We start from the raw sequence: 15,832 nt of genomic DNA on the forward strand, positions 1-15,832 counted from the left end.
ACGAAAAAAGTTTTATCAAGATTATGTTGGGAGAAAGCGGCATGATTAGAAACTTTATTTATGCCGATTCTGCTAAAATTAGGTCAATTTCATCTCAGATATTTGAAGGAGTAAGTGAGGGTTTTATCTCGTCAAAAACCACTAAAAGTAAAGAGTTTGAAAATCAGTCTGGGCCAATTGGTAGCGGAAAACTTCTTGGGGACATATTTTCTCAGTCAGATTCGTCTACAGAATTTGGATTTCTTGAAGATTTTGCTTATACTCTTCTAGAGAAACGTTTAGAAGAAAATGAATGTGTCGATATAGTCAATTCAGAAACCTCGGAAGTTTCTGTAAATAAAGCTTTTGTGAAGATAACTGCCCCGTTAGTTATTAACGACTTAAAACATACTGCGAAGACATTGGCAGATTTCAATTTTGTCACTGAAGCGTTTTGGCGAGTGACGAACGAGCCCATGAACTGGACTCCTACTGTAAAATTAGTCGCAGACAGCGACATAAAGAAGAAGGTTGCCGAAAATGGGGCCTATTTTAACAAAAAGGTTTCGGATGCAGCGGCCTACATCTTAAATTTTGGTTATGGAAACTTGATCGAGGCTAATATGACGTCAGGAGGTTATATCTGGTCGGGCCCGATCAAGCGACAATTTCTAAGGGATGACGAGGATATGATAATTCATAAATATTCCAGAACTTCCCAATCCGATTTTGTCATGTTAGGTATCGTTACGCAAAAAGGCAGCATAGGCGATAACGATATTACAATACCTGATGTTGCTGATGCAGATGGCCTCAAGAATGCTATGAGGACTCTATCTAGACATCTTCGCCAATTTGAAAAAACATACTCTGCACCGGCTAAGAACGAAATAATTATCGACCCAATAGCCATATACTCGATACTATAATTTCCTTCCCAAAAGACCTGTTATAAATTATCATCTTGCGCTCCGCTCATTCACATCTTCGGGTCCCTCGACGACGCGTCAGCTTCGCCCAGAGTAGGCTTTTCGCCACTGCGCTAACCTAAAGCGGCGCCAGATACCGCGCCGTGCAGCTCCGCTCCACCTTCACGACATCCTCCGGTCCTTCGACTACGCCGCCGCTCACGCGCCGATCTGCTCAGGACAGGCTCGTCTCCATGCTACTGTCGCAACAGCGGGGCGAGATAGCGGCCGGTGAAGCTCTTCGGTTCTTTTGCGACGGTTTCGGGGACGCCCTCCGCCACGATCTCCCCACCCTTCACGCCGCCTTCCGGGCCGAGGTCGAGCACCCAGTCCGCCGTCTTGATGACATCCAGATTGTGTTCGATCACCACCACGGTGTTGCCCTGCTCGACCAGCGCGTGGAGCACTTCCAGCAGCTTGCGGACGTCCTCGAAGTGCAGGCCGGTGGTGGGTTCGTCGAGGATGTAGAGCGTGTTGCCGGTGGCCCTGCGCGACAGTTCCTTGGCGAGCTTCACGCGCTGGGCCTCGCCGCCGGACAGGGTCGTCGCCTGCTGGCCGACCTTGACGTAGCCCAGACCCACTTCGGCCAGCATCGCCATCTTGTCGCGGATGGGGGGCACGGCCTTGAAGAACTCGACCGCGTCCTCGACGGTCATGTCGAGCACGTCGGCGATGCTGTGCCCCTTGAACTTCACCTCCAGCGTCTCGCGGTTGTAGCGGGCGCCGTGGCAGACGTCGCAGGTGACGTAGACGTCGGGGAGGAAGTGCATCTCGATCTTCAGCACGCCGTCGCCCTGGCACGCCTCGCACCGGCCGCCCTTCACGTTGAAGCTGAAGCGGCCGGGCTTGTAGCCTCTGGCCTGCGCCTCGGGCAGCCCCGCGAACCAGTCGCGGATCTGCGTGAAGCTGCCGGTATAGGTCGCGGGGTTGCTGCGCGGGGTGCGGCCGATCGGCGACTGGTCGATGTCGATGACCTTGTCGAGATGCTGGAGGCCGGTGATCCTGTCGTGCTTGCCGCTGAGGATGCGCGCGCCGTTCAGTTCACGCGCGGCGGCGGCGTAGAGCGTGTCGATGGTGAAGCTGGACTTGCCCGAGCCCGACACGCCGGTGATGCAGGTGAAGGTGCCGAGGGGAATGCTGGCCGTCACGCCCTTCAGATTGTTGGCGGTGGCGTTCTGGACGGTGAGCTTCTTGCCGTTGCCCTTGCGGCGCTCGGTCGGGAGCGGGACCATGCGCGTGCCGTTGAGGTAGTCGGCGGTGACGCTGCCCTTCGACTTCAGCAGCTGCTTCAGCGTGCCCTGCGCGACGATCTCGCCGCCGTGGACGCCGGCGCCGGGCCCCATGTCGATGACGTAGTCGGCCATGCGGATCGCGTCCTCGTCATGCTCGACGACGATGACGGTGTTGCCGAGATCGCGCAGGCGCCGGAGGGTCGCGAGCAGCATGTCGTTGTCACGCTGGTGCAGACCGATCGAGGGTTCGTCGAGGACGTAGAGCACGCCCGACAGGCCGCTACCGATCTGGCTGGCGAGGCGGATGCGCTGCGATTCGCCGCCCGACAGCGTGCCGGACGTGCGGTCGAGGTTGAGATAGTCGAGGCCGACGTTGTTGAGGAAGCCGAGACGCTCGAGGATTTCCTTCAGGATGCGCTCGGCGATCGCGGTCTGCTGCGGGTTCAGCGTTTCGGGAATCGCGGTGAACCAGCCGAGCGCGTCGACCACCGAGAGGCGGGTGGCGTGGCTGATGTCCTCTCCGGCGATCTTCACCGCGCGCGCCTCGGGCTTCAGGCGGGCGCCGTGGCAGGTCTCGCACGGGCGGCTCGACTGGTACTTCGACAGCTCCTCGCGCATCCACGCGCTCTCGGTCGAGAGCATGCGGCGGGTGAGGTTGCCGATGACGCCCTCGAACGGCTTCTTGACGTCGTAGCTCTTGCGGCCGTCGATGAAGGTGAGGGTGACGGGCTTGCCGCGGGTGCCGTTCAGGATGACGTCGCGCGCCTCCTCGGGCAGGTCGGCCCAGGGGGTGTCGAGCGCGAAGCTATACGCCTTCGCGAGGCTGCCCAGCACCTGCATGTAATAGGGCGAGGGCGGGTTGGACTTCGCCCAGGGGACGACGGCGCCCTTCTTGATCGAGAGCGAGTGGTTGGGGACGACGAGGTCTTCGTCGAACACCAGCTTCTCGCCCAGACCGTCGCAGGCCGGGCAGGCGCCCTGCGGCGCGTTGAAGGAGAAGAGGCGCGGTTCGATCTCGGGGATGGTGAAGCCGCTGACGGGGCAGGCGAATTTCTCGCTGAAGACGATGCGGTTGGCGGGGACGCCGGCGTTCTTCATCGCGCCGCCGGCGGATGCCTCATCCTCGCGGCCGGGCACGACGCCGTCCAGCAGATCGGCATAGGCGAGGCCGTCGGCGAGCTTCAGCGCGGTTTCGAAGCTTTCGGCGAGGCGGGTGGCCTGGTCGGCGTTGACGACGATGCGGTCGACGACGACCTCGATGTCGTGCTTGTACTTCTTGTCGAGCGCGGGTGCCTCGTCGATGTCGTGCAGCTCGCCGTCGATGCGCACGCGGCTGAAGCCCGCCTTCTGCCACTCGGCGAGTTCCTTGCGATACTCGCCCTTGCGGCCGCGCACGACGGGGGCGAGCAGGTAGAGGCGCGTCCCCTCGGGCAGGGCGAGGACGCGATCGACCATCTGGCTGACGGTCTGCGCGCTGATCGGCAGGCCGGTGGCGGGGGAGTAGGGGACGCCGACGCGCGCCCACAGGAGGCGCATGTAATCGTAGATTTCGGTGACAGTCGCCACGGTCGAACGCGGGTTGCGGCTGGTCGTCTTCTGCTCGATCGAGATGGCGGGCGACAGCCCCTCGATATGATCGACGTCGGGCTTCTGCATCAGTTCGAGGAACTGGCGGGCGTAGGCGGAGAGCGACTCGACGTAGCGGCGCTGACCCTCGGCATAGATGGTGTCGAAGGCGAGGGAGGATTTGCCCGAGCCCGACAGGCCGGTGATGACCGTCAGCGTGTCGCGCGGGATGTCGACGCTGACGTCCTTGAGATTATGCTCGCGCGCGCCGCGGACGGAGATGTGGGTCAGGCTCATGGGGGAGGGTTCTACTTCTGTTCTGAGCGGAAGGCTATCCACCCGGAGATAGGGAGCGAGCGCCGGTTGCCAATCCGCAGGGGCGGGCTTTCCAGCGAGCGGGGCGGCGAAGGCACTTTTGCGGTTCGTCAATCGTTTAGGGGCAGAAGGGTCTCATGCGGCGGTCCCTGCCGCGCCAACGGGAGACGATCCCATGACCAAGATGTTCCTGACTGCCGCAGCCGCGATCGGCGTGGCACTGTCCTGTCCGGCCGCGCAGGCCGCAGACCACCCGTTCGGGGCGGCCACGGCGGTGGATAATGCATCGCTCGCTCAAAGCTATGGCACCTACCGGCCGCCCGTGTTCACGCTGACGGTCGGCCAGATGAAGGCGATGCAGGATGCGATCGCGCGAGACGATTTCCGCGTGACCGGCAGCATCGGCGCGGTGGTGATGGACAATTGGTGGTTCGATCGCGCCGCCGATGCGGTGCCCGCGCGATAGCGTTCGCGCCTCAATATCGTTCGGGCGGCAGGATCAGGTCCATGAACGACGCGATCGCGGCGTCGTCACGCGCGCCGAGGCGGGATATGCGGGCGCGCAGGTGATCCGGCAGCCGTCCGGCCGGGGCATAGGCCATCGACCAGTCGGCGAAGAGCCGCTCGTCCGCCGGTTCGTCGATCAGGATCGTGATGTCGTGATGGCGGCTGTCCACGCCGATGCGTGACATCGCCTGGTCGACGCTTTCGAGCGGCCCTTCCAGCACCTGCGCGAAGCGGGTGCCGTCGCACCACAGCATCCCTGATATGCCGTCGATGCCATTGTTGTGGCGCGAATTGGCGAGGATGGCGTTCATCGCGTCCTCGCCGACATGGTTCGTCGCGATGCTGGTGTAGATGATGCGGCGAGAGGGTTGTTCCGTCAAAGCCGCGAAATGATAGCGGCGCAGTTCGGCATCGCCAAGTCGTTACATGGTCGATCCATGTTATCCGGGCTCATAAACTGATCTGCATTAAGTGCAGATGAAACAATCGCTTTCCGGCGGAACGGCGTATGGGGCGAAGTGTTCTTGAAGCTCACGCCAGTCGGGAGCCCACTGTGCCAGAAACCCACGAGCAGCAGGACGATGCACCCGCGTCGTCATCGAAAGAATTGCGCGGCGCTGATGCCGCTGCGGCGGCCGGAATCGATGGGCCGGGCGAGTCCATCGTCGGGCGCGTCGTCACGATCAATCGCCCCGCCGCCGAGCTGTACGCCTATTGGCGCGACTTCTCGAATCTCGCGACCTTCATGGACAATGTCGTGTCGATCTCCGGCGACGGCACGCGGTCGCACTGGGTGGTGAAGGCGCCGGGCGGTACCACGGTCGAATGGGACGCGACGGTGACCGAGGAACGCGAGGGCGAACTGATCGCCTGGGCGTCCGAGCCGGGCGCCGATGTCGCGAACAGCGGGCGCGTCGAATTCAAAGATGTGGGCGACCGCGGCACGGTCGTCACTGCGACCATCGCTTATGACCCGCCGGCCGGCATCGTCGGCAAGATCATCGCCAAGATGTTCCAGCGCGAACCCGCCATCCAGGCCCGCCGCGACCTGCGCCGCTTCAAGCAGCTGATGGAGACCGGCGAGATCGCCACCGCGTCACGCACGCAAGAGCAATTGAAGGAAGAACGCGCATGAAAGCGTTGGCCTGGCATGGGAAGCACGATGTCCGCATCGACAACGTCCCCGATCCCGAAATCCTGAACCCGCGCGACGCCATCATCAAGGTGACGTCGACTGCGATCTGCGGGTCCGACCTGCATCTGTACGACGGCTACATCCCGACGATGCAGGCGGGCGACATCCTGGGCCATGAATTCATGGGCGAGGTGATCGAGACGGGTCCGAAGTCGACCCTGAAGAAGGGGCAGCGCGTCGTCGTGCCGTTCACGATCGCGTGCGGCAGCTGCTATCATTGCGGCAAGCACCAGTATTCGGCGTGCGACAACGGCAACCCCGCCGACAATCAGGACATCGGGCAGGAACTGTACGGCCAGCCGATGAGCGGACTGTTCGGCTACAGCCACCTGACCGGCGGCTATGCGGGCGGACAGGCGGAATATGTCCGCGTGCCGTTCAGCGACGTCGGGCCGATCGTGATCCCGGACGGGGTCGACGACGACACCGTGCTGTTCCTGTCGGACATCCTGCCGACCGGATGGCAGGCGGCGGAGAATGCCGACATCGAGCCGGGCGATACGGTCGCGGTGTGGGGCTGTGGCCCGGTCGGGCTGTTCGCGGTGCAGTCCGCGTTCCTGATGGGCGCGCACCGCGTCATCGCGATCGATCACTTCCCCAAGCGGCTGGAGCTGGCCGCGAAGTTCGGGGCGGAGACGATCAACTTCGAACAGACCGACACCTACGACGCGCTGATGCAGATGACCGGCGGGATCGGTCCCGACGCGGTAATCGACAGCGTCGGTCTGGAGGCGCACGGCTTCTTCGTCGACAACGTCATCGACCAGATCAAGAAGTCGACCTTCCTCGGCACCGATCGCATCCATGCCATCCGTCAGGCGATCGTCGCGTGTCGCAAGGGCGGGCGCGTGTCGATGCCGGCCGTCTATGGCGGCATCGTCGACAAGTTCCCGCTGGGCGCGTTCATGGAGAAGGGGCTGACGCTGAAGACCGGTCAGACCCACGTCCAGCATTACATGCCGGCGCTGCTCAACGCGATCATGGAGGGGAAGATCGACACGACCTTCCTCATCTCGCACCGCATGGACCTGACCGAGGCGCCCAAGGGCTACAAGATGTTCCACGACGACCAGAACGAGGTGACGAAGATCGTGCTGAAGCCGGGGATGTTGCCGGGAGTCTGAACCTCCGTTCGTGCTGAGCGAAGTCGAAGCACCTTTGCGGAGAGGTGCCCTTCGACTTCGCTCAGGGCGAACGATGAGCGGTTCGAAAGTGCTTCGACTTCGCTCAGCACGAACGGATCTGGTATCTAATAAGGAGAACCATCATGACGAAATTCGCGATCATCACCGGCGCATCGGCCGGGATCGGCGCCGAGCTGGCGAAGCTGGCCAAGGCGGACGGGTATGAGTTGCTGCTGGCGGCCGACACGCCGTTCGATCCGGAGGTGGCGGCGCTGGGCGAGACGATCCAGGTCGATCTTTCGACGTTCGAGGGCGTCGACGAACTGCTGGCGCGTGCGGGCGGGCGTACGGTCGATGTCGTTTGCGCGAATGCCGGGCATGGGCTGGGTCACGCGTTCCTCGACCAGTCGGTGGACGACTGGCGGCATGTCGTCGACACCAACATCACCGGCACGGCGTACCTGATCCAGAAGGTGCTGGCACCGATGGTGGCGCGCAACGACGGCAAGCTGCTGGTGACCGGATCGGTCGCGGGCTACATCCCCGGCAGCTTCCAGGCGGTGTACAACGGCACGAAGGCGTTCGTGGACAGCTTCACCGAGGCGCTGCGCAACGAGATCAAGGATGCCGACGGCGTCACGCTGACCACGCTGATGCCCGGACCCGTCGACACCGACTTCTTCGAGCGCGGCGACATGATGGACACGAGCGTCGGCACCGATCCTAACAAGAGCGATCCGGCCGATGTCGCCAAGGACGGCTGGACGGCGCTGATGGGCGGCAAGGCGTCGATCTTCTCGGGTTGGAAGACCAAGGTGCAGGGCGTGCTCGCCAACGTCACGCCGGGATCGGTGCTGGCCGAGCAGCATCGCAAGATGGCCGAGCCGGGCAGCGCGAACGACTGAGCCGGCCCGAAACGGAACATAGAGGCGGGGCGGGGACCGGAGCGGGTTCCCGCCCCGCCCTTGTCTTCGCGCCCCGGTGTCTTAGATTGGCGATACACTGATCTCGGAGGCGGCGATGGCGAAGAAGGACAAGGCGGGCAAGCGGATCCCCAAGACGATCGGCGGGCTGAAGATCCCGAAGGAACTGCGCAAGTCGGGCGAGGCGCTGATCGCGACCGCCACCTCGCCGCAGGGGCGCAAGATGATCGGCGCGGGTCTGGCGATGGTGGCCGCGACGATCGCGACCAAGGCGCATGCGCCGACGCGCGAACCGGACGCGGGCGACGAGGGGCTGCGCGACAAGCCGGTGACGGATACGGCTCCGCACCTGAACGCAGGCGCGCCGGTGCCGCCGGTTCCTCCCGTGCCGCCCGTCGCTCCGGTGCCGCGGGCAGGTGGTGAGCGACCGCCGCTCGATCCGGATCGGATCGTCGAGGCGGTGACCGCGGCGACGGGGGCGTTCTTCGACGGGCTGTTCGGGCGGAAGCGGTAGGGACGGCTCGACCGGCCCGGACGGCGATCATTGCTTGGTGCGCCAAAGGGTTTGCGCCTCTGTGAAGAAAGCTTGCTGGTTCCGGCCCCGCCATTGCGGTTCGTCCTTCGCTGCCTAGCTGACGGCACGAAGGGAATTTCCATGCCGAATTTGTTTGCCCGCCTGGTCTGTGTCGCTGCGCTCGGGGTCACCAGCGCGTGCTCGGGGGCGCCGGACGATGCAGACGCCAATGCGGTTGCGCAGAACGTCAGCCTGCGCAACCTGACCGAAACCGTCGGCACGCCGGTGAAAGCCGCGGCGCAGGATCAGGGCGACCTGATCCCGACGCCGTCGGACAAGGACGGCCGGCACTATCTGTTGCGGCAGCGAACGCCGCTGACCGGCGACACGATCTTCGGCAATCTGCGCGAGGAGCGCGGCGGCAAGGTCGCTTATTCGCGCATCGAATTGTCGTGCGAGAAACGGCAATTCCGGATCGTCTCTGTCGGGCAGCGCCGCACGACCGTCGAGTTCAAGAAGAACGGCGACGGCCCGCTGCGCCCGATCGACGGGCTGCCGCTGCGCGAGGACATCGCGGCGTTCGTGTGCGAACGCGCCGGGACGCCGCTGGCGAAGGGTGCCGGCTGACGCTTCGGGCCCGGACTCAGAACGGCAGGATCGACTCGTACTGCCGCAGGTCCGGCGCGCCCGGCACGATGCGGCCGGCGCGGAGCAGGAAGGCGTGGCGGACGATCTCGGCCTGTTGTTCGAGGCCGTAACGCTTGAGCGGCCAGCCGGGCTTGATGCTGTAGCCATATCGGCAGAAGGGATGGCGGGCGAGCGGCAGGCAGATGCCGCGCTGGTGCTGCCAGACGTGGGTCATCTCGTGGATGAACAGCCCCTGCGCATCGGCGGGGGCGTGGCCGAAATCGTCGCGGTAGAGCGATCCCTTCGGATGGAAGTGGATGCAGCCGCTGGGCGCCATCACCGTCTCGCGCGGCTGGAAGAACGCCCATTTCGCCTTCGCGACGCGCACGGGGCCATAGTCGATCGCGTCGCCGAACACGGCGCGGGCGAGGTCGGTTTCGGCCGGGGTGAGCGGGCGGCGGTCCATCGTTCCCAAGGATAGGGTGTCGCCGGCGTTCAGCAAGGCGACAGCCGCGCGATGATCGGATGCGTAACGATACTCGGGAGAGGGTGGCGATGGGTCGGGTGGTTGCGAGCGTGGTGGGGCTGGCGGGCGTCGCGGTCGGCGGATGCATGGGGACCGCGCCGACCGGCTTCGCCGACATCGCCGCGCGGGGCGAGGCAGTGGCGGTCACGGTGCCGCTGTGGATGAACGGCGAGCTTAGGGTCGCAGCGGACGGCGTCGGCCGCGTCTCGCGGCGCGCGGCGGGGCGCGAGGAGGCGGTCGGCGTGTTCGGCGCGGTCGCGGTGACCGAGCGGACGGTCGATCGCTATGGCCGCATGCACTTCGATGTGACGGGCGCGGGCGTCGGCGGGCAGCTGTCGGGCGACTGCACGTACAACCGGCGCGAGGCGCGTCTGGAGGGTTGGGCTGTCACGATCAGCGAGCCGGTAGAGCCGCTGCGGCTGCGCTGCACCTTCGCACGGGACGGGGCGGGGATCGGATCGCTGACGCTGGATGGCATGGTCGAGCGGGATGGGGTCACGACGCTGACCCGGCGGCTGGGCGAGGCGCGGGTCGGCGGGGCGGCGATCGACCTGCGATCGATGCACCGTATCGGCGACGGGCGCGGCCTGACTGTGGATACGCCGGTCGGCTATACGTTCGTGGATCGGGGCGGTCGCACCATCGGTGGCGTCAACATCAACGGCACGCGGCGACGCGATCTGGTGCTACCCGCCGGGCCGGAACGCGGGGCGGCGCTGGCGGCGGGGATCGTGCTGTCGGTATTTTGGGATCCGGAGGATACGGACGACTGAAATCCGTCCGTCTCCCCCGATTCCACGCGCCGGCTCAGGCGAAGCGGATGCGGACGCTTGGCGCACGGCGACGGCGCAGGGCAAAACCGATGCCACCGAAACCGAACAGCATCATCGCCCAGGTCGCGGGCTCGGGAACGGCGGCGACCGCGTTGGTGACGGTCGCGTTGCTGGCATAGAAAAAGGCTGAGCTCCCGAATGGGACGTTCGACGTCGTCGCGCCGCTGCTGTTGCGAACGCTGTTGGCGGTGAGCGTATAGTCGAAGCCCGAGAAGGAGAAGCTGGAGTCGGTTAGATTGCCGCTGCCGTAGACCACCATACCGCCGCCGCCGCTGTTACCGCCCAGAGCTGTGCCGGTATTGCGGCTGCCCTGGTCATCTAGCAGCGTCACCGTCGAGGACCCGCTGAACTGATTGCCGTTGCTGCCCAGGAACAGAAGCTGGAAAAACTCGAAGGGTGCCTTGTCGCTGATCGTGAGGCGCTGGCCGTTGGTGAACTGGACGCGACCGGTGATGACGTCGCCGGACGACAGCGCCGAGATCGCGGTGACCGGTACGGAGACATTGATCTGGCTGTTGAGCTGGTCGACCGTATAGCCGGTCAGGTTGACCGTCAGGTCGCGGACGAACGTCGCGGCGTCTGCCGGAGACGACAAGACACAGGCGGCAGCAGCCACCAGAAACAACTTCTTCATGATAAGAATACCCCCGAAACCTCCCGCGCCTTGCCGCGGGGCCATGGCGGCGGGTTAACAGGTTGTTCACCCGGAACCAGCGGTATTCCTTACAAAAACCGGTGGGTCCGTTTCGGTACGATGGACGCCGTTTGGAACCGACGATCACATATCCTCGTGCACCATGTCGACCTCCCGCACGCCACGCAGGCGGCGGGCGGCGACGACGCGGGTGCGCAGTTCCTCGCGGCGCTGGCGGGCGCGCTCGACGTGGCGGAGGACCAGCGCGGTGCCGCGCGTCGTCTCGTCCGAAGAGGTGACGGTGATCGTGCCGATATCGACCCACTGGTTGATGATCGAGAAGTCGATGCGCACGTCCTTCACCCGGTACAGCTCGACCTCGTCGATGGACTTGGCGAGGATGCCGCGGTAGAGGATCAGCCGGTCCTCGGCCAGTTCGTAGGTCGTGGCGATATTGCCGAGCCACACGCCGGCGAAAATGGCGAGCGCGATCAGGCTGAGCAGCAGCGGGGCGGCGGGTGGTACGGTGTCGGTGGTGCCGCTGACCACGACCATCAGCACGGGTCCGGCGAGGAACAGCAGGATCGTCGCCCAGCCGGCGAGCGTACCCTTCAGCCAGCCGCGCGTGGACGAGCGGAAACGGTCGATGACATGCGGCATGTGTGAGCCCTCCCGAATTCGGTCATATCCGCTCGCCCTGAGCTTGTCGAAGGGCTGTACTTCTTCGGGCCGCCGGGTGTTCGACACGAAGAAAGGGCAGGGCTTCGACAAGCTCAGCCCGAACGGGGGGAGGGGGTCTCTTCGACTTCCACGACTTCGAATTCCCAGCTCTGCCAGCCGCGCGTGGTCGCGGCGTCGGCCAGCGCGGTGCGTTTGCGTTTCGCCTCGGCGAGCGACTTGGTGTGGCCCCAGAACACTTCGGTGCGCCCGCCCGCGAGCACCGCGACGATGCGCCAGTAGTGGGTGAAGGGGAGCGCGGTCGGGCCGATCGTCTTGACGTAGCCGTCGGGGAGCGTCGCGGTCAGGTAGCGTTTGCGCGGCACGTCGTGGGATCAGGGTGCGCCATCGCCCGCCGCGCGAACCTTCGCCTGGGCCTCGATCGTCTTGCCGTCGGCGAAGGACAGGGTGATCGCGGTGGTGTCGCCCGCCTTCAGCGCGGGGTTCACGTCGAAGAGCATGATGTGCTTGCCGCCGGGCTCCAGCGCGACGGTCCTGCCCGCATCCACCGCCACCGAGGGCACCGCGCGCATCGACATCACGCCGCGCGCGTCCTTCGCGCTTTCGTGCAGCTCGGCGCGCGCTGCGGCAGGGGAGCGCGCGGCGGTGAGCGTCAGCGGCGCGTCGCCGGCGTGCAGCGTCAGATAGGCGGCGGCGGGGCGGCCGGGCACAGCGTTGAGCTTTACCCATGCCCCGTTCACCGCCGCTTGCGGCGCCGCACCGCAGCCGGCGAGCATGAACAGGGGAAGGGCGATGATCCACGAGCGCATGCGCGTCTGCTCCGAAACAGGAAAAACCGACGTTTCCCTACGCCCCGCCCACCACTTGCGGCAAGCGTGCCCCCACCTATATCGCGCCGGTAACGATTGGTTCCATGCCACCGCCAAAGTGGCACGGGCCGTGTAATTCAGTGTGTTAGAACCCTGGGGGTACAGGCAAGACATATGGCTAAAGTAATCGGTATCGACCTCGGCACGACCAACAGCTGCGTTGCGGTGATGGAGGGCGGCAAGCCCAAGGTGATCGAAAATGCGGAAGGCGCGCGCACCACGCCGTCGATCGTCGCCTTCGCCAAGGACGGCGAGCGGCTGGTCGGCCAGCCGGCCAAGCGCCAGGCGGTGACGAACGGCGACAACACGATCTTCGCGGTGAAGCGCCTGATCGGCCGCCGCTTCGACGATCCGGTCACCAAGAAGGATACCGAGCTGGTCCCCTACGACATCGTGCGCGGGCCGAACGGCGACGCGTGGGTGAAGGCGGGCGGCGAGGATTACAGCCCGTCGCAGATCAGCGCGTTCACGCTGCAGAAGATGAAGGAAACCGCCGAGAGCTACCTCGGCGAGACGGTGACCCAGGCGGTCATCACCGTGCCCGCGTATTTCAACGACGCCCAGCGTCAGGCGACCAAGGACGCCGGCAAGATCGCCGGCCTCGAAGTGCTGCGCATCATCAACGAGCCGACGGCGGCGGCGCTGGCCTATGGTCTGGAGAAGACCGAGAACAAGACGATCGCGGTCTATGACCTGGGCGGCGGTACGTTCGACATCTCGATCCTGGAAGTCGGCGACGGCGTGTTCGAGGTGAAGGCGACCAACGGCGACACCTTCCTGGGCGGCGAGGATTTCGACGCCAAGATCGTCCAGTATCTGGCCGACGGCTTCAAGAAGGATGAGGGCATCGACCTCACCAAGGACAAGTTGGCGCTGCAGCGTCTGAAGGAAGCCGCCGAAAAGGCGAAGATCGAGCTGTCGTCGGCGGCATCGACCGAGGTCAACCTGCCCTTCATCACCGCCGACCAGAACGGCCCGAAGCATCTGGTCCGCGCGATCAGCCGCGCCGATCTGGAGCGTCTGGTCGACGACCTGATCCAGCGCACGCTGGAGCCGCTGAAGAAGGCGCTGTCCGATGCGGGCCTGAAGGCCGATGCGATCGACGAGGTCGTGATGGTCGGCGGCATGACGCGCATGCCCAAGGTGCGCGACGTCGTGAAGTCGTACTTCGGCAAGGAGCCGCACACCGGCGTCAACCCGGACGAGGTCGTCGCGATCGGCGCCGCGATCCAGGCGGGCGTGCTGCAGGGTGACGTGAAGGACGTGCTGCTGCTCGACGTGACGCCGCTGTCGCTCGGCATCGAGACGCTGGGCGGCGTGTTCACGCGCATGATCGACCGCAACACGACCATTCCGACGAAGAAGTCGCAGACCTATTCGACCGCCGACGACAACCAGGGCGCGGTGACGATCCGCGTGTTCCAGGGCGAGCGCGAGATGGCGGCGGACAACAAGATGCTGGGCCAGTTCGACCTGGTCGGCATCCCGCCGGCACCCCGCGGCGTGCCGCAGATCGAGGTCACCTTCGACATCGACGCCAACGGCCTGGTCAACGTGTCGGCCAAGGACAAGGGCACCGGCAAGGAGCAGCAGATCCGCATCCAGGCCTCGGGTGGTCTCAGCGACAGCGATATCGACGCGATGGTCAAGGACGCGGAGAAGTTCGCCGACGAGGACAAGAAGCGTCGTGCGGGCGCCGAGGCGAAGAACAACGCCGAGAGCCTGATCCACACGACCGAGCGCCAGCTGGAAGAGCATGGTGACAAGGTCGATGCGTCGCTGAAGTCCGAGATCGAGGCGGCGGTGGCCGATGCGAAGACCGCGGTCGAGGGCGGCGACGCCGATGCGATGACCGAGAAGTCGCAGGCACTGGCGCAGGTCGCGATGAAGCTCGGCCAGGCGATCTACGAGAAGCAGCAGGCGGCGGAGGCTTCGCCCTCGGCCGATGCCGCCGGCGATGCGCCGAACGAGGACGTGGTCGACGCCGAATTCTCGGACGTGGACGACGACAAGAAGGCGTAAACACTTCCTCCCTCTCCCCGTCGGGGAGAGGGCCGGGGAGAGGGGCAGTGCAGCAGGCGGACGGTCTCGGTGAGACATCCCCCTCTCCCAACCAATTTCAGGTCGGATCGTCCCCCGGACGATCCTGAACCGTCTGGGGGACGGTTCACCTGAAATTCCCCTGAAGGGGAGAGGGCTATAAGCGATGACCACCGAAGTAGATTTCTACGAGCTGCTCGAATGCAGCCGCACCGCCGACGATGCGACGATCAAATCCTCGTATCGCAAGCTGGCGATGAAGTATCACCCCGACAAGAACGGCGGGTGCAAGGACCACGAGGCGAAGTTCAAGGCGGTCAGCGAAGCCTATGACTGCCTGAAGGACCCGCAGAAGCGGGCCGCCTACGATCGGTTCGGCCATGCCGCGTTCAAGAACGGCGGCGGTGGCGGGCATGGCGGCGGCTTCGGGGGCGGGGCCGATTTCGGTGGCTTCTCCGACATCTTTGAAAGCGTCTTCGGCGAGTTCATGGGCGGCGGCGGTCGCGGTGGCGCGCAGCAGCAGCGGCGCGGCGCCGACATGCGCTACGATCTGGAAATCACGCTGGAAGAGGCGTTCCACGGCAAGTCCGACGAGATCACCGTCGACGTGTCCGGCGAATGCGACGCTTGCGACGGGACGGGCGCGACGCCCGGCACCGGCCAGCGCAGCTGCCCGACCTGCGCCGGCCACGGCAAGGTGCGCTCGCAACAGGGGCCGTTCGTGTTCGAGCGCGCGTGTCCCGGCTGCAACGGCGCGGGCGCGATCATCTCCGACCCGTGCAAGGCGTGTCGCGGCGAGGGCCGCGTCGAGGTGACCAAGACCATCCCGTTCGACATTCCGCCGGGCGTCGACCATGGTACGAAGCTGCGACTGAGCGGGCGCGGCGAGGCGGGTGCGCGCGGGGCGCCGGCGGGTGATCTCTACGTCTTCCTGCACGTCAAGAAGCACGCGCTCTTCGCGCGCGAGGGCACGACGCTCTACGCGCGCGCGCCGATCAGCTTCACCACCGCCGCGCTCGGCGGCGAGATCGCGCTGCCGGGCCTCGACGGCGAAACCCACACAATCCGCGTCGCACCCGGCACGCAGAGCGGCCGCGAACTGCGCCAGCGCGGCCTCGGCATGCCGGTGTTGCAAGGGCGCGGGCGCGGCGACATGGTGGTGCGCATCGACGTCGAGATGCCGAGCAAGCTGTCGGCGAAGCAGCGCGAATTGCTGGAAGCGTTTCGCGAGACCGAGACGGGCGAGGAATGTCCGGAGAGCACCGGGTTCTTCGCGAAGATCAAGGCAGCGCTGGGGTAGAA

At 65.0% G+C, this 15,832-nt stretch carries 17 protein-coding genes; 10 read left to right on the forward strand and 7 right to left on the reverse strand.

The genetic code is table 11. The features are described 5' to 3' along the window. The first annotated feature begins 41 nt into the window (after positions 1–41). Positions 42–908, forward strand: a complete 867-nt coding sequence (locus ACX40P_RS14265; RefSeq protein ID WP_459127029.1) for a DUF6414 family protein — start codon at positions 42–44, stop codon at positions 906–908. A 236-nt stretch (positions 909–1,144) separates the two neighbouring features. Here ACX40P_RS14265 and uvrA read toward each other — a convergent pair whose 3' ends face one another. Next, the gene (uvrA, locus tag ACX40P_RS14270) at positions 1,145–4,042 is read right to left on the reverse strand and encodes an excinuclease ABC subunit UvrA (RefSeq protein WP_459127030.1); all 2,898 of its coding nucleotides are present in this window, start codon (positions 4,040–4,042) and stop codon (positions 1,145–1,147) included. A 193-nt stretch (positions 4,043–4,235) separates the two neighbouring features. Between uvrA and ACX40P_RS14275 the strand changes: the two genes are divergently transcribed. Beyond that, positions 4,236–4,526: a hypothetical protein gene (locus tag ACX40P_RS14275; RefSeq protein ID WP_459127031.1), complete on the forward strand. Its 291-nt coding sequence runs from the start codon at positions 4,236–4,238 to the stop codon at positions 4,524–4,526. Positions 4,527–4,536: 10 nt separating this feature from the next. On the opposite strand, the gene ACX40P_RS14280 is transcribed toward ACX40P_RS14275, so the two are convergent. Next, positions 4,537–4,947: a BLUF domain-containing protein gene (locus ACX40P_RS14280; RefSeq protein WP_459127032.1), complete on the reverse strand. Its 411-nt coding sequence runs from the start codon at positions 4,945–4,947 to the stop codon at positions 4,537–4,539. A gap of 173 nt (positions 4,948–5,120) precedes the next feature. Between ACX40P_RS14280 and ACX40P_RS14285 the strand changes: the two genes are divergently transcribed. From ACX40P_RS14285 to ACX40P_RS14305, 5 genes are all read left to right on the forward strand, one after another. Beyond that, a complete protein-coding gene (locus ACX40P_RS14285) occupies positions 5,121–5,702 on the forward strand; it encodes an SRPBCC family protein (protein ID WP_459127033.1) in 582 nt (193 codons plus the stop codon). Continuing rightward, entirely contained in the window at positions 5,699–6,886 is a 1,188-nt protein-coding gene (locus ACX40P_RS14290; protein ID WP_459127034.1) for a zinc-dependent alcohol dehydrogenase, read from the forward strand. Before ACX40P_RS14285 ends, ACX40P_RS14290 begins: the two co-directional genes overlap by 4 nt. Positions 6,887–7,026: 140 nt before the next feature. Further along, positions 7,027–7,791 (forward strand): SDR family NAD(P)-dependent oxidoreductase, encoded by a 765-nt coding sequence (locus ACX40P_RS14295; RefSeq protein ID WP_459127077.1) that lies wholly within the window; start codon positions 7,027–7,029, stop codon positions 7,789–7,791. Between the two features lie 115 nt (positions 7,792–7,906). Next, positions 7,907–8,323: a hypothetical protein gene (locus tag ACX40P_RS14300; protein ID WP_459127035.1), complete on the forward strand. Its 417-nt coding sequence runs from the start codon at positions 7,907–7,909 to the stop codon at positions 8,321–8,323. A 141-nt stretch (positions 8,324–8,464) separates the two neighbouring features. After that, a complete protein-coding gene (locus tag ACX40P_RS14305; RefSeq protein ID WP_459127036.1) occupies positions 8,465–8,950 on the forward strand; it encodes a hypothetical protein in 486 nt (161 codons plus the stop codon). Positions 8,951–8,966: 16 nt separating this feature from the next. On the opposite strand, the gene ACX40P_RS14310 is transcribed toward ACX40P_RS14305, so the two are convergent. Beyond that, complete coding sequence (locus ACX40P_RS14310) at positions 8,967–9,416, reverse strand: vgr related protein (protein ID WP_459127037.1); 450 nt, start codon at positions 9,414–9,416, stop codon at positions 8,967–8,969. Between the two features lie 89 nt (positions 9,417–9,505). Between ACX40P_RS14310 and ACX40P_RS14315 the strand changes: the two genes are divergently transcribed. Beyond that, positions 9,506–10,249 (forward strand): hypothetical protein, encoded by a 744-nt coding sequence (locus ACX40P_RS14315; protein ID WP_459127038.1) that lies wholly within the window; start codon positions 9,506–9,508, stop codon positions 10,247–10,249. 34 nt (positions 10,250–10,283) lie between these two features. Here ACX40P_RS14315 and ACX40P_RS14320 read toward each other — a convergent pair whose 3' ends face one another. The 4 genes from ACX40P_RS14320 to ACX40P_RS14335 all read right to left on the reverse strand — a co-directional run bounded on the left by ACX40P_RS14320 (position 10,284) and on the right by ACX40P_RS14335 (position 12,430). Then, positions 10,284–10,943, reverse strand: coding sequence for a PEPxxWA-CTERM sorting domain-containing protein (locus ACX40P_RS14320; RefSeq protein WP_459127039.1), 660 nt, complete (start codon positions 10,941–10,943; stop codon positions 10,284–10,286). A gap of 144 nt (positions 10,944–11,087) precedes the next feature. Next, on the reverse strand, positions 11,088–11,603 hold the full coding sequence (locus tag ACX40P_RS14325) for a PH domain-containing protein (protein ID WP_459127040.1): 516 nt from the start codon (positions 11,601–11,603) through the stop codon (positions 11,088–11,090). 113 nt (positions 11,604–11,716) lie between these two features. Continuing rightward, positions 11,717–11,986, reverse strand: a complete 270-nt coding sequence (locus ACX40P_RS14330; protein WP_459127041.1) for a hypothetical protein — start codon at positions 11,984–11,986, stop codon at positions 11,717–11,719. Between the two features lie 9 nt (positions 11,987–11,995). Continuing rightward, the gene (locus ACX40P_RS14335) at positions 11,996–12,430 is read right to left on the reverse strand and encodes a copper chaperone PCu(A)C (protein WP_459127042.1); all 435 of its coding nucleotides are present in this window, start codon (positions 12,428–12,430) and stop codon (positions 11,996–11,998) included. A gap of 174 nt (positions 12,431–12,604) precedes the next feature. Between ACX40P_RS14335 and dnaK the strand changes: the two genes are divergently transcribed. Next, on the forward strand, positions 12,605–14,512 hold the full coding sequence (gene dnaK / locus ACX40P_RS14340) for a molecular chaperone DnaK (RefSeq protein ID WP_459127043.1): 1,908 nt from the start codon (positions 12,605–12,607) through the stop codon (positions 14,510–14,512). Positions 14,513–14,696: 184 nt separating this feature from the next. Next, positions 14,697–15,830: a molecular chaperone DnaJ gene (dnaJ, locus tag ACX40P_RS14345; protein WP_459127044.1), complete on the forward strand. Its 1,134-nt coding sequence runs from the start codon at positions 14,697–14,699 to the stop codon at positions 15,828–15,830. Positions 15,831–15,832 lie beyond the last annotated feature (2 nt).

This window comes from Sphingomonas sp. RS2018 (assembly GCF_054489605.1).

Bases quoted from the DNA above. Each gene is read 5' to 3' on its own strand.
- ACX40P_RS14265 (WP_459127029.1), top strand. From the start codon at position 42: ATGATTAGAAACTTTATTTATGCCGATTCTGCTAAAATTAGGTCAATT.
- uvrA (WP_459127030.1), bottom strand. From the start codon at position 4,042: ATGAGCCTGACCCACATCTCCGTCCGCGGCGCGCGCGAGCATAATCTC.
- ACX40P_RS14275 (WP_459127031.1), top strand. From the start codon at position 4,236: ATGACCAAGATGTTCCTGACTGCCGCAGCCGCGATCGGCGTGGCACTG.
- ACX40P_RS14290 (WP_459127034.1), top strand. From the start codon at position 5,699: ATGAAAGCGTTGGCCTGGCATGGGAAGCACGATGTCCGCATCGACAAC.
- ACX40P_RS14300 (WP_459127035.1), top strand. From the start codon at position 7,907: ATGGCGAAGAAGGACAAGGCGGGCAAGCGGATCCCCAAGACGATCGGC.
- ACX40P_RS14305 (WP_459127036.1), top strand. From the start codon at position 8,465: ATGCCGAATTTGTTTGCCCGCCTGGTCTGTGTCGCTGCGCTCGGGGTC.
- ACX40P_RS14310 (WP_459127037.1), bottom strand. From the start codon at position 9,416: ATGGACCGCCGCCCGCTCACCCCGGCCGAAACCGACCTCGCCCGCGCC.
- ACX40P_RS14315 (WP_459127038.1), top strand. From the start codon at position 9,506: ATGGGTCGGGTGGTTGCGAGCGTGGTGGGGCTGGCGGGCGTCGCGGTC.
- ACX40P_RS14320 (WP_459127039.1), bottom strand. From the start codon at position 10,943: ATGAAGAAGTTGTTTCTGGTGGCTGCTGCCGCCTGTGTCTTGTCGTCT.
- ACX40P_RS14325 (WP_459127040.1), bottom strand. From the start codon at position 11,603: ATGCCGCATGTCATCGACCGTTTCCGCTCGTCCACGCGCGGCTGGCTG.
- ACX40P_RS14335 (WP_459127042.1), bottom strand. From the start codon at position 12,430: ATGCGCTCGTGGATCATCGCCCTTCCCCTGTTCATGCTCGCCGGCTGC.
- dnaK (WP_459127043.1), top strand. From the start codon at position 12,605: ATGGCTAAAGTAATCGGTATCGACCTCGGCACGACCAACAGCTGCGTT.
- dnaJ (WP_459127044.1), top strand. From the start codon at position 14,697: ATGACCACCGAAGTAGATTTCTACGAGCTGCTCGAATGCAGCCGCACC.